This is a genomic window from Pseudonocardia sp., assembly GCF_029263155.1.
In the GTDB taxonomy this organism is placed as follows: Bacteria; Actinomycetota; Actinomycetes; order Mycobacteriales; family Pseudonocardiaceae; genus Pseudonocardia.
In genome coordinates, this window is record NZ_JAJCYB010000131.1 from 109,863 (window position 1) to 122,179 (window position 12,317).

Annotated in this window: 10 protein-coding genes; 8 read left to right on the top strand and 2 right to left on the bottom strand. The window is 74.2% G+C overall.

The features are described from left to right. The first annotated feature begins 93 nt into the window (after window positions 1-93). Together carB and pyrF are read left to right on the top strand one after the other, a co-directional pair. Window positions 94-3,381, top strand: a complete 3,288-nt coding sequence (gene carB / locus Q1K26_RS28100) for a carbamoyl-phosphate synthase large subunit (protein ID WP_300019525.1) — start codon at window positions 94-96, stop codon at window positions 3,379-3,381. A gap of 81 nt (window positions 3,382-3,462) precedes the next feature. Further along, entirely contained in the window at window positions 3,463-4,290 is an 828-nt protein-coding gene (gene pyrF / locus Q1K26_RS28105; RefSeq protein WP_300019527.1) for an orotidine-5'-phosphate decarboxylase, read from the top strand. 771 nt (window positions 4,291-5,061) lie between these two features. On the opposite strand, the gene Q1K26_RS28110 is transcribed toward pyrF, so the two are convergent. Next, window positions 5,062-6,483: an NAD(P)/FAD-dependent oxidoreductase gene (locus Q1K26_RS28110; RefSeq protein WP_300019529.1), complete on the bottom strand. Its 1,422-nt coding sequence runs from the start codon at window positions 6,481-6,483 to the stop codon at window positions 5,062-5,064. Between the two features lie 696 nt (window positions 6,484-7,179). Here Q1K26_RS28110 and mihF point away from each other — a divergent pair. The 4 genes from mihF to coaBC are packed head-to-tail and all read left to right on the top strand — an operon-like array spanning window position 7,180 to window position 9,658. Next, entirely contained in the window at window positions 7,180-7,491 is a 312-nt protein-coding gene (gene mihF, locus Q1K26_RS28115) for an integration host factor, actinobacterial type (protein ID WP_300019531.1), read from the top strand. A gap of 6 nt (window positions 7,492-7,497) precedes the next feature. Continuing rightward, window positions 7,498-8,142: a guanylate kinase gene (gmk, locus tag Q1K26_RS28120; RefSeq protein WP_300019532.1), complete on the top strand. Its 645-nt coding sequence runs from the start codon at window positions 7,498-7,500 to the stop codon at window positions 8,140-8,142. Window positions 8,143-8,144: 2 nt separating this feature from the next. Next, complete coding sequence (rpoZ, locus tag Q1K26_RS28125) at window positions 8,145-8,420, top strand: DNA-directed RNA polymerase subunit omega (protein ID WP_300019652.1); 276 nt, start codon at window positions 8,145-8,147, stop codon at window positions 8,418-8,420. 2 nt (window positions 8,421-8,422) lie between these two features. After that, window positions 8,423-9,658, top strand: coding sequence for a bifunctional phosphopantothenoylcysteine decarboxylase/phosphopantothenate--cysteine ligase CoaBC (gene coaBC / locus Q1K26_RS28130; protein ID WP_300019534.1), 1,236 nt, complete (start codon window positions 8,423-8,425; stop codon window positions 9,656-9,658). 126 nt (window positions 9,659-9,784) lie between these two features. Here coaBC and Q1K26_RS28135 read toward each other — a convergent pair whose 3' ends face one another. Further along, window positions 9,785-10,378: an SH3 domain-containing protein gene (locus Q1K26_RS28135; protein WP_300019536.1), complete on the bottom strand. Its 594-nt coding sequence runs from the start codon at window positions 10,376-10,378 to the stop codon at window positions 9,785-9,787. Between the two features lie 192 nt (window positions 10,379-10,570). Between Q1K26_RS28135 and metK the strand changes: the two genes are divergently transcribed. Both metK and Q1K26_RS28145 read left to right on the top strand, forming a co-directional pair. Then, window positions 10,571-11,785, top strand: coding sequence for a methionine adenosyltransferase (gene metK / locus Q1K26_RS28140; protein ID WP_300019538.1), 1,215 nt, complete (start codon window positions 10,571-10,573; stop codon window positions 11,783-11,785). Next, on the top strand, window positions 11,782-12,222 hold the full coding sequence (locus Q1K26_RS28145; protein ID WP_300019539.1) for a cupin domain-containing protein: 441 nt from the start codon (window positions 11,782-11,784) through the stop codon (window positions 12,220-12,222). Before metK ends, Q1K26_RS28145 begins: the two co-directional genes overlap by 4 nt. Window positions 12,223-12,317 lie beyond the last annotated feature (95 nt).

Here is a 12,317-nt window from a genome sequence, read left to right on the forward strand (position 1 = left end):
AAGGGCAGACGGTCGCTCGTGGATCACTGCAAGCCGCCATCTGCCCTTGATCGCCGCCCGCCCCGGTGTCGCCCGGAACCAGGAGGACCGCTGATGCCCCGCCGCGACGACATCCGGCACGTCATGGTCATCGGGTCGGGGCCGATCGTGATCGGCCAGGCCTGCGAGTTCGACTACTCGGGCACCCAGGCCTGCCGCGTGCTGCGCGCCGAGGGCATCCGGGTCTCGCTGGTCAACTCCAACCCGGCCACGATCATGACCGACCCCGAGTTCGCCGACGCCACCTACGTCGAGCCGATCACGCCCGATTTCGTCGAGAAGATCATCGAGATCGAGCGGCCGGACGCGATCCTGGCCACCCTCGGCGGGCAGACCGCGCTGAACCTGGCCGTCGCCCTGCACGAGAACGGCGTGCTGGAGCGCTACGGCATCGAGCTGATCGGCGCGGACTTCGAGTCGATCCAGCGCGGTGAGGACCGGCTGAAGTTCAAGGACATCGTGCAGTCCTGCGGCGGGGACGTGCCGCGCTCGGCGGTCTGCCACTCGATGGACGAGGTGCGCAAGGCCGTCGGCGAGCTGGGGCTGCCGGTGGTCATCCGGCCCTCGTTCACCATGGGCGGGCTCGGTTCCGGCATGGCGCACACCGACGCCGACCTGGAGCGCCTCGCCGGTGGCGGGCTGGACGCGTCGCCGGTCACCGAGGTGCTCATCGAGGAGTCGGTGCTGGGCTGGAAGGAGTTCGAGCTGGAGCTGATGCGCGACCGCAAGGACAACGTCGTCGTCATCTGCTCCATCGAGAACATCGACCCGATGGGCGTGCACACCGGCGACTCGATCACCGTGGCGCCCGCGATGACGCTGACCGACCGCGAGTACCAGCACATGCGCGACGACGGCATCGAGGTGCTGCGCGCGGTCGGCGTCGACACCGGCGGCTGCAACATCCAGTTCGCGATCCACCCGGAGACCGGGCGGCTCGTGGTGATCGAGATGAACCCGCGGGTGTCGCGGTCGTCCGCGCTGGCGTCGAAGGCCACCGGGTTCCCGATCGCGAAGATCGCCGCACGGCTGGCCGTCGGGTACACACTCGACGAGATCCGCAACGACATCACCGGCGAGACGCTGGCCGCGTTCGAGCCGACGCTGGACTACGTGGCCGTGAAGATCCCGCGGTTCGCGTTCGAGAAGTTCCCGGGCGCCGATCCCGAGCTCACCACGACGATGAAGAGCGTCGGCGAGGCGATGGCGTTGGGGCGGTCGTTCCCGGAGGCGCTGGGGAAGGCGCTGCGGTCGATGGAGACCACGGCGACCGGGTTCTGGACCACGCCGGATCCGGACGGGCCGCCGGAGATCCGCGTGCCGGTCGACGGGCGCATCTACGAGGTGGAGCGCGCGCTGCGGGACGGCGCACCGGTGGCCGCGGTGGCGGCGGAGACGGGCATCGACCCCTGGTTCCTCGACCAGATCCTGGGCCTGACCGAGCTGCGCACCGAGATCCTCGACGCGCCCGTCCTGGAGGCCGGGCTGCTGCGCCGGGCCAAGCGGGCCGGGCTGTCGGACCGCCAGATCGCCGTGCTGCGCCCCGAGCTGGCAGGCGAGGACGGCGTGCGCACGCTGCGGCACCGCCTCGGTGTGCGCCCGGTCTACAAGACCATCGACACCTGTGCCGCGGAGTTCCGGGCGCTGACGCCCTACCACTACAGCGCCTACGAGACCGACCCCGCGGCCGAGTCGGAGATCGCGCCGCAGCCCGAGCAGCCGAAGGTGCTGATCCTCGGCTCCGGGCCCAACCGCATCGGGCAGGGCATCGAGTTCGACTACTCCTGCGTGCACGCCGTCATGGCGCTGCGCGAGGCCGGTTTCGAGACGGTCATGGTCAACTGCAACCCGGAGACCGTCTCCACCGACTACGACACCGCCGACCGCCTCTACTTCGAGCCGCTGACCTTCGAGGACGTGCTGGAGGTGGTGCACGCCGAGCAGGAGAGCGGCACCGTCGCGGGCGTGATCGTGCAGCTCGGGGGGCAGACGCCGCTCGGTCTCGCGGCCCGGCTCACCGCGGCGGGCGTCCCGGTGGTGGGCACGAGCGCCGCCGCGATCGATCTCGCGGAGGACCGCGGCGCGTTCGGCGAGGTGCTGCGCAAGGCGGGGCTGCCCGCACCGGCGTTCGGGATGGCCACCACGTTCGGGGAGGCCGCCGACATCGCCGCCCGCATCGGCTACCCGGTGCTCGTGCGGCCGTCGTACGTGCTCGGCGGGCGTGGGATGGAGATCGTCTACGACGACGAGACGCTGGCCGGCTACATCGCACGCGCCACCACGATCTCCGAGGAGCGCCCGGTCCTCGTCGACCGCTTCCTCGACGACGCGGTCGAGATCGACGTCGACGCGCTCTGCGACGGCACGGACGTGTTCGTCGGCGGCATCATGGAGCACATCGAGGAGGCCGGGGTGCACTCCGGCGACTCCTCCTGCACGCTCCCGCCGGTGACGCTGGGCCGCAGGGTGCTGGAGCAGGTACGGCGCTCCACCGAGGCCATCGCCCACGGCGTCGGCGTGCGGGGGCTGCTCAACGTCCAGTACGCCCTGCACGGTGAGACGCTCTACGTGTTGGAGGCCAACCCGCGGGCGTCGCGCACGGTGCCGTTCGTGTCGAAGGCCACGGCGGTGCCGCTGGCCAAGGCCGCCGCGCGGATCATGCTCGGCGCCACCATCGCCGACCTGCGGGTGGAGGGCATGCTGCCGGCCGAGGGCGACGGCGGTGAGCTGCCGGCCGACGCGCCCGTCGCGGTCAAGGAGGCGGTGTTGCCGTTCAACCGCTTCCGTACCCGGGAGGGCCGGGGCGTCGACCCGCTGCTGGGGCCGGAGATGAAGTCCACCGGCGAGGTCATGGGCATCGACGCGTCGTTCGGGCCGGCGTTCGCGAAGAGCCAGGCCGCGGCCTACGGGTCGCTGCCGACGTCGGGGAAGGCGTTCGTCTCGGTGGCCGACCGCGACAAGCGGGCCATGGTGTTCCTGATCCGCCGCCTCGCCGATCTCGGCTTCGAGATCCTCGCGACCGGCGGCACGGCCGACGTGCTGCGCCGCCACGGGATCGCGACCACGGTGGTGCGCAAGCACGTCGAAGGGGGCGAGACGATCGTGGACCTCATCCTCGCCGGCGACGTCGACATGATCATCAACACGCCGGACGGCAACTCCGGCCCCCGCATCGACGGCTACGAGATCCGCGCGGCCGCGGTGAGCCGCGGGGTCCCGTGCATCACGACGGTGCAGGGCGCGGGGGCCGCGGTGCAGGGCGTGGAGGCGATGAAGCGGGGCGCCATCGGCGTCCGCAGCCTCCAGCACTTCCACAAGGACCTGAAGAAGGCCCGCCCGTGACCGCCGGACCGCACTTCGGAGCCAGAACGCGGTCCCCGGGGCGGCAGAACAGCGGTGTGGCTCCGAAGTGCGGGGTGGGTCGTGGGTGACGCGTTCGGGCTGCGGCTGCGCGCCGCCACCTCCGCGCTCGGGGCGCTGTGCGTCGGGATCGACCCCCATCCCGCGCTGCTGGCCGAGTGGGGGCTCACCGACGACGTCGACGGGCTCGCCCGCTTCTGCGACGGGTGCGTGCAGGCGTTCGCGGGGCAGGTGGGCGTGGTCAAGCCGCAGTCGGCGTTCTTCGAGCGGCACGGCTCGGGGGGCGTCGCGGTGCTGGAACGGCTGCTCGCCGCGTTCGCCGGATCCGGCACGCTCACGCTGCTCGACGCCAAGCGCGGCGACATCGGGTCCACGATGGACGGCTACGCGGACGCGTACCTCGCGCTCGGCGCCCCGCTGGGTGCGGACGCGGTGACGCTGTCGCCCTACCTGGGTTTCGGGTCGCTGGCGCCGGCACTCGACGCGGCGGCGGACGCGGGGCGCGGGGCGTTCGCGCTGGCCCGGACGTCGAACCCGGAGGGCACCGAGGTGCAGTTGGCCACGCTGGCGGGGCGCTCGGTCGCCCAGTCCGTGGTGGACGGTGCGGCGGCGCGCAACGCCGGTGCGTCGCCGATCGGGGACGTCGGGGTGGTCGTCGGGGCCACGCACGACCACGGCCTCGACCTGTCGGCCCTGCACGGTCCGGTCCTCGCACCCGGCGTCGGAGCGCAGGGGGCGGGGCCGGCCGACGTCGCCCGCCGGTTCGCGGGCGTCGACGGCATCGTGTTGCCCGCGGCGGCCCGCTCGGTGCTCGCCGCGGGCCCGGACGTCGGGGCACTGCGCTGCGCGGCCCAGCGTCTGCGCGACGAGATCGCCGCGGCGCGTCCATGATCGTCCGGGATCGGGACCCGGGCAGCGCATCGGCAGCCGACGCCCGGGACCGGTGATCACGGCGCGGGTTCGCGCGCGGGGCTGATCGTGGGGTGGCGTCGGCCCGCGGCTCGGCGTCCTGCGCACACGCTGCAGCCGGTCGCACAGGCTGCGACCTGTGCGGGAGACGGCGTCATCTGCGACAGCGCGGTGGTGGGGGTGTTCTCGACGGCGGAGCGGTGCGAGCCGGGGTCGTTCGTCGCCGCGGGTGCGGGAGTCGCCGTCGTCGAGGTGCCGGTGTCGGCCGGCGGGCGGGTGCGCTCGTCGCCGCCGGCCGTGCTGACCACCCGGGAACGCGCGACGTGCCCGCCGAGATCGCACAGGGTCGCCAGCAACGCCGGCGTGGCCGCCGCGCCGCACCCGTCCGAGCGCGCCGTCGGGCGGCATGTCACCACGCTGTTCGCCGAGCGCGGGCTGGAGGCCGAGCCGGACACCGGCCCTCGCGTCGAGGCGGTGCCGATGCCACTGGCCGACGGGGCCGGGCGTGGGGTGCCAACCCTTCCCGGGCCCGCCGGACGGGCGCACGATCGGCCGATGACGGGGAGGCCGGCGGTGGTGGCTCGCACCCGCGCCGGGCACCACGGACGTGCTGCTGAGCAGCTGCGCCCGGGAGGATCTGCCCCGCAGGCGCCGCCGACTGCGGTGCCGTGGCCGACCCCCCCGAGGAGGCCTGACACCGGCGGCGCTGCGCGCCTCGTCAGCGCGCAGCAGTGCTCCGGCGCCGCGGCGCACTCACGGGCCCGCCAGCGCCAGACCGGCCGCCTGCCAGCCGCCCATGCCGTGCACGCCGCCGCCGGGCGGGGTGCTCGACGAGCACAGGTACACACCGGGCAGCGGGGTGCGCCACGGGTGGCGGGCCAGTACCGGGCGGCTGAGGAACTGGCGCCAGTCGCCCGCGCCGCCGTTGATGTCGCCGCCGACCTCGTTGGCGTTGTGCGCCTCCAGCGCGGCGGGCCCCATCGCGTGCCGGGCCAGCACCCGGTCACCGAAGCCGGGCGCGAACCGCTCGATCTGCCCCTCGATCGCCGCCGTCATGTCCACCGTGGACCCGTTGGGCACGTGGCAGTAGGCCCAGAACGTGTGCTTGCCTTCCGGCGCCCGGGACGGGTCGGCGGTGCACGCCTGCACCCCGAGGACGAACGGGCGCTCGGCGTGCCCGCCGCGGGCCACGGTCCGCTCCGCCGCAACGACCTCCTCGAACGTGCCTGCGAGGTGTACGGTCCCGGCACCGGCGACCGCCGGGTCGGACCACGGCACGGGGGCGTCGAGGGCGTAGTCCAGCTTGAAGACCCCCGCGCCGTAGCGGAACCGGGCCAGCCGGCGGCGGTAGCCGGTGGGGAGCCGGTCCCCGGCCAGGGCGAGCACCTGGCGCGGGGTCAGGTCCAGCAGCGTCACCGGGGCCGGGGGCAGCTCGCCGAGGTCGCGGACGCGGCACCCGGTGACGATCTCGGCCCCCAACCCGCGCAGCCGCGTCACCAGCCCGTCGGCCAGGCCCTGCGACCCGCCCCGCACCACGGGCCAGCCGACGGAGTGGGCCAGTGCGCCGATCAGCAGGCCGTAGCCCGCGGTGACGGGCGCGCCGAGGTCGAGGATGGCGTGCGCGGCCATGCCGGCGAAGGCCGCACGGGCCGCGGGCTCGCGGAACAGGCGCCCGGTGACGGTCGCGGGCAGCGCGCCCAGCACGCCGTACCGCGCGGCGGCGAGCAGCGCCGCCGGGGGCAGGTCCAGCGGCGCGAGCAGCGTGTCCACCAGCGGGAACCCGGCGCCGGCCGTGGCCCCGACGGTGGCCCGCCAGCGGGCCGCGTCGGCACCGAACCCGGCGGCGGTCGCATCGACGTCACGCAGCACCAGCGCTGCGGGGGCGCCGTCGAGGGGGTGCGCGGCCGGGACCGGGGGGTGGCAGAACTCCACGCCGTCGCGGGTGGGGTCGATCGCCCGCAGCGCCGGGGACGCCAGCGCCAGCGGTAGCGCGGTGGCGCACACGTCGTGGTGGAAGCCGGGCAGCGTGAGCTGCTCGGTGCGCAGCCCCCCACCGAAGGTGTCGGCGGCCTCCACGAGCAGCACGCGGAGCCCCGCCTCGGCCAGCCGCACCGCGCCCACGAGCCCGTTGGGCCCCGACCCGACGACGACGGCGTCGAACCCGTCGGGGCTCACCGGTGCCCCCTGGCCGGCCGCTGTGACCGGATCGGCGGGCTCACGGCGCGGCCACCCCGGATCGAGTCGACCTCCGGGTCGCCGCCCACCGCGCCGAGGCGGTCGCCCGGGTCGACGAGGCCGGGCCTGTCGGCGGCGGGCCTGTCGGCGGCGGGCCGGGAGCCCGCCCGGTCGTCGCCGACGACGGAGCGCAACCGGCCCCGGAGTGGTCCACGCGCACGAGTATCTCCGTCCCCGCCCCGGCGTGCTCGCCGGCCGCGCTCGGCGCCGGGCACCCCCGCGAGCTGCCCGGCTGCGCGGAGCGGCGTTCGTGAGGCCGGCCCGGGCACGCGACCGTCGGGGACGCCGTGGTGTTCGCCCGCCGGTGTGGCGTGCGGCACCTCGTGCCCACCCACCACGCCCCCGCCCGTACGGATCGGCAGCGCGACGAAATCGTGGAGTTCGCACGGTATGTCGCGGGTCGCGCACCGTGGGTCACCGCGGCGATCCGGGGGACGGTCCCCGGGATGCGCTGAACGGGCGCGTCGAGGGGGCGTGCAGCCGTCGGCACGTGGTATCGCCCGACCGGGTGACAGATGAGGAAACCCACAGGTGGCACCCCCCGTTTCCCTTCTCGGACGTGGCGTGAGTACGTTCGGAACCGTCCCCGTGGGCAGGCCCGCGGGGCGGTGGATTTCACGAACGACGGAGGAGACCGTGGCCCTTCCCCAACTCACCGACGAACAGCGTGCTGCCGCGCTGCAGAAGGCAGCGGCTGCGCGCCGGGCGCGGGCGGAGTGGAAGGAGCGTCTCAAGCGTGGGGGCGCGTCCCTGCACGAGGTGCTCAAGGAGGCCGACACCGACGAGGTGCTCGGCAAGATGAAGGTCTCGGCGCTGCTCGAGGCGCTCCCCGGCGTCGGCAAGGTCCGGGCCGGTCAGATCATGGAGCGTCTGGAGATCGCCCCGAGCCGCCGCCTTCGCGGGCTCGGCGACCGGCAGCGCAAGGCGCTGCTCAGCGAGTTCGCCTGATCCGTCGTGACGGTGTCGTCTCGGGCCGGGTCGCCCCGGAAGGGGTCTGCGCGGAGGGGTCGGCTGGTCGTCCTGCTCGGCCCCTCCGGCGTCGGCAAGAGCAGCGTGGTGCGCGAGCTGCGCGCGATGCTGCCCGAGATGTACTTCAGCGTGTCGGCCACCACGCGGGACATGCGGTCCGGTGAGGTCGACGGCGTCGACTACCGGTTCGTCGGCCCCGCGGGCTTCGACGACCTCGTCGCGCGCGGCGAGCTGCTCGAGTGGGCGGAGATCCACGGCGGGCTGCAGCGTTCGGGCACCCCGCGCGAGCCCGTGGAGTCCGCGCTCGCGGCCGGCGTACCCGTCGTGGTCGAGGTGGACCTGGCCGGGGCCCGCGCGATGAAGCAGGCGATGCCGGAGGGTGTCACCGTCTTCCTCGCGCCGCCCTCGATGGCCGAGCTGGAGCGGCGGCTGCGCCACCGCGGCACCGAGAACGAGGCCGCGTTCGCCCGGCGCCTGCAGACCGCGCGCGAGGAGATGGCCGCCCGCCACGAGTTCGACGTCACCGTGATCAGCGACGAGCCGCGGGCCGTCGCCGCCCGGTTGGTAGAGTTGTTGGTTCCCGCCCCATCGCATCCCCCGCTTCCTCGTCCGCAGGAGTCTTCTTCGTGAGCATGCCGCTGACCGCCCCCGTCGCCGGGGCCCTCCCCGAGGGCATCACCAACCCGCCGATCGACGACCTGCTCGGCCAGGTGAGCTCCAAGTACGCGCTGGTCATCTACGCGGCCAAGCGCGCCCGCCAGATCAACGACTACTACTCCCAGCTCGGCGAGGGCCTGCTCGAGTACGTCGGCCCGCTCGTCGAGCCGGGTCCGCGCGAGAAGCCGCTGTCCATCGCCATGCGCGAGATCCAGGCGGGCATGCTCGAGCACACCGAGGGCGAGCAGTAGCCGTGCCCTCGTCACCCTCGGTGCTGCTGGGGGTGGCGGGTGGGATCGCCGCCTACAAGAGCGCGGAGCTGCTGCGCAGGCTCACCGAGACCGGCCACTCCGTGCGCGTGCTGCCGACGGCGGCGGCGCTGGAGTTCGTCGGCGCCGCGACGTTCGAGGCGCTGTCCGGGCAGCCGGTGCACACCGGCGTCTTCTCCGACGTCCCGTCGGTTCCGCACGTCAGGCTCGGCCAGCAGGCCGACCTCGTCGTCGTCGCCCCCGCCACGGCCGATCTCCTGGCCCGCGCCGCGCACGGCCGGGCCGACGACCTGCTCACCGCGTCGCTGCTCACGGCGCGCTGCCCGGTGCTGTTCGCGCCGGCCATGCACACCGAGATGTGGGAGCACCCCGCCACCCGCGCCAACGTGGCGCTGCTGCGCTCGCGCGGCGCCGTCGTCATGGAACCGGCGTCGGGGCGCCTGACCGGCCGCGACACCGGCCCCGGCCGGCTGCCCGACCCGGCCGAGATCGCCGACCTCGCCCGGCTGCTGCTCGAACGCGCCGACGCGCTGCCCCGGGACCTGGCCGGACGGCGCGTGGTCGTGTCCGCGGGCGGTACCCGCGAGGCGCTCGACCCGGTGCGGTTCCTGGGCAACCGCTCCTCGGGGAGGCAGGGCTACGCGCTCGCGCGGGTCGCCGCGCAGCGCGGGGCCGCGGTCACCCTGGTGTCCGCGCACACCGCGGAGCTCGCCGACCCGGCCGCCGTCGACGTCGTGCGCGCCGGCTCGGCCCGGGAGTTGCGCGAGGCCGTGCTGGCCGCGGTGCGGGGCGACGCCGCGGTCGGGGGCGCCGACGCCGTGGTGATGGCCGCGGCGGTGGCCGACTTCCGCCCCGTCGACCTCGCCACGCACAAGATCAAGAAGGACGGGTCGGAGCCGGAGCCGCTGCGGCTGACGACCAACCCGGACATCCTGGTCGATCTGGTGCGGCAGCGGGCGCCGGGCCAGGTCGTCGTCGGGTTCGCGGCGGAGACCGGGGACGGCTCGGGTGACGTCCTGCACCACGGGCGGGCCAAGCTCGCGCGCAAGGGCTGCGACCTGCTCGTCGTCAACGCGGTGGGGGACGGGCGGGCGTTCGAGGTGCCCGACAACGCGGGCTGGCTGCTCGGGGCCGACGGCAGCGAGCGGGAGCTGACCTCCGGCTCGAAGGCGCTGCTGGCCTCCCACGTCTGGGACGCGGTCGCGGCCCGGTTCGGCTGAGCCCGCCCGCCCCTCCTCGGCCGCCGACCGGCCGGCGGTCACCGGGCGGCCGCCGGCTGCGGAGCGCCGCGGGGCGGGGCTCGACGGGTCTCGGGGAACCCGGAGCCTCCGCCCCGCGGCGGGGGGCTACAGCAGGCCGCCCGCGAGACCGGGGCTCTGCGGCTCCGGCTCGTCGTCGTCGGTGGTGGGCGAGGTGTCCGACTCCTGCGGGGTGAAGGTGTTGCGGCCGGTGGTGGAGGGTTCGGAGCCCGACGGCGTCTGCCGCAGCTCGTCGCCCGCGTCGCCGCCGGTCCCGGAGCCGGTCTCGTCCGTCGGGGCCGGGCGGGTGGAGGGCCGCGTCGTCGGCTCCGTCGTCGGCTCCCCGGTCGGCTCCGTCGTCGGCTCCGTGGTCGGGGAGGTCGCGGTGCTCGGGGCGGGCCCGCTCGACGCCGGCGGCGCACCGTCGATGGAGATGTACTCCGCCGACGCCCAGCCGCCCAGGTCCATGAGCCGCACGAACCCGTCGCGGGTGGCACCGGTCTCGACCGCCGTTCCGGCCTCGCACAGCGCGACGATGCGGGAGTCGATGCTCGGCTCGGCCCGGACGTTGACGTTGTCGGTGCAGGTGCCCGGCACCCGGGCCAGCGCCGTCCCGGCGAATCCCATCAGGGTGGTCGCGCTGACCGCGACCACCGCGCCGACCACTGCAGCCGTGCGGCCCGGTCGTTGCAACGCCTTCATCTGTCGGTCCTCTGCTCGGTGGGGATGTCTACAGGGCCCAACGAGCGTCTCCGTTACCGATTCGCTACCAGCCACGACACCACCGGAACCGGTGACGGCGGCCGAAGCCGATCACCGAGCGTCACGACGAACGTCACGTCGACCCGCGATCGGACTCCACTAGGCTTCGGGAACGATTACCAGGGCCAACGGATGGAGCAGGGCGTGGGAGCAGTGGGTCGACGGTTGTTCACGAGCGAGTCGGTGACCGAGGGGCACCCGGACAAGATGTGCGACGCGATCAGTGACACGATCCTCGACGCGCTGCTCGCCGACGACCCGCGCAGCCGCGTGGCCGTCGAGACGATGGTGACCACGGGGCAGGTGCACGTCGCGGGTGAGGTCACCACCAACACCTATGCCGACATCCCCACCCTGGTGCGGGACAAGATCCTGGAGATCGGCTACGACTCCTCGGCCAAGGGCTTCGACGGCGCGTCCTGCGGGGTCAACGTGGCGATCGGCGCGCAGAGCGCCGACATCGCCCAGGGCGTCGACACCGCCTACGAGAGCCGCGTGGAGTCCAGCGAGGACGAGATCGCGAAGCAGGGCGCGGGCGACCAGGGCCTGATGTTCGGCTACGCCGACACCGACACCGACGAGCTGATGCCGCTTCCGATCGCGCTCGCCCACCGGCTGGCGCGCCGGCTCACCGAGGTACGCAAGACCGGCGTTCTGCCCTACCTGCGCCCGGACGGCAAGACCCAGGTCACCATCACCTACGACGGCGACAAGGCCGTCGGCGTGGACACGGTCGTGGTCTCGAGCCAGCACGCGGCGGACATCGACCTCGACGGGATGCTCGCCCCCGACGTCCGTGAGCACGTCGTGCTCCCGGAGCTCGCCGACCTCGGACTCGACACCTCGGCGATGCGGCTGCTGGTCAACCCGACCGGCCGCTTCGTCGTCGGCGGTCCGATGGGTGACGCCGGCCTCACCGGCCGCAAGATCATCGTCGACACCTACGGCGGGTACGCCCGCCACGGCGGTGGCGCGTTCTCCGGCAAGGACCCGTCGAAGGTGGACCGGTCGGCGACGTACGCCATGCGCTGGGTCGCGAAGAACGCGATCGCGGCCGGGCTGGCCGAGCGCATCGAGGTGCAGGTCGCCTACGCCATCGGCAAGGCCGCGCCGGTCGGCCTGTTCATCGAGACCTTCGGCACCGAGCACGTCGACCCGGCGAAGATCGAGAAGGCCATCGGCGAGGTCTTCGACCTCCGCCCGGCCGCGATCATCCGCGACCTCGACCTGCTCCGCCCCATCTACGCGCAGACCGCCGCGTACGGCCACTTCGGCCGCCGCGACGTCGACCTTCCGTGGGAGAGCACCGACCGCGCCGACGCACTCAAGGCCGCCTGCGGGGCATGAGCTACCACGTGCACCGCGCGGCGGACCCACCCGAGCTCGTGGGTCCGCCGGCGGTGCGCTTCGTCGCGCCCGGGTCGAGCACGGCCGGGCGCTACGGCCTGTTCGAGTACACGGCACCACCCGGCTCCGGCGCCCCGACGCACCTGCACCACACGTTCTCCGAGTCCTTCTACGTGCTCGGCGGCGAGCTGACGATCTTCGACGGTGGCACGTGGTCGGTCCTCGGGCCCGGGGACTACGTGTACGTGCCCGAGGAGGGCGCGCACGCTTTCCGCAACGACGGCGACGTCGACGCGAGGTTCCTCATCCTGTTCGCACCCGGCATCCCGCGCGAGCGGTTCTTCACCGAGCTGCACGAGATCCGGGACTCCGGGCGGACGCTCTCGCAGGGGGAGTGGGTGGACTTCTACGTCCGCCACGACCAGGTCAACCTCTGAACCCGCCCCCCGTCCGCCCGGTGGCCGGTACTCGGCCGTCGCGCCGGGTCGGGACGTGGCGGTCACGGGGATCAGGCGCGGCCGTCGTGAGTCGC

What these genes read in the sequence shown, in the direction of transcription:
- rpoZ (WP_300019652.1), top strand. Translation starts at nt 8,145, where the DNA reads ATGCCGCTGACCGCCCCCGTCGCCGGGGCCCTCCCCGAGGGCATCACC.
- Q1K26_RS28145 (WP_300019539.1), top strand. Translation starts at nt 11,782, where the DNA reads ATGAGCTACCACGTGCACCGCGCGGCGGACCCACCCGAGCTCGTGGGT.
- metK (WP_300019538.1), top strand. Translation starts at nt 10,571, where the DNA reads ATGGAGCAGGGCGTGGGAGCAGTGGGTCGACGGTTGTTCACGAGCGAG.
- carB (WP_300019525.1), top strand. Translation starts at nt 94, where the DNA reads ATGCCCCGCCGCGACGACATCCGGCACGTCATGGTCATCGGGTCGGGG.
- Q1K26_RS28135 (WP_300019536.1), bottom strand. Translation starts at nt 10,378, where the DNA reads ATGAAGGCGTTGCAACGACCGGGCCGCACGGCTGCAGTGGTCGGCGCG.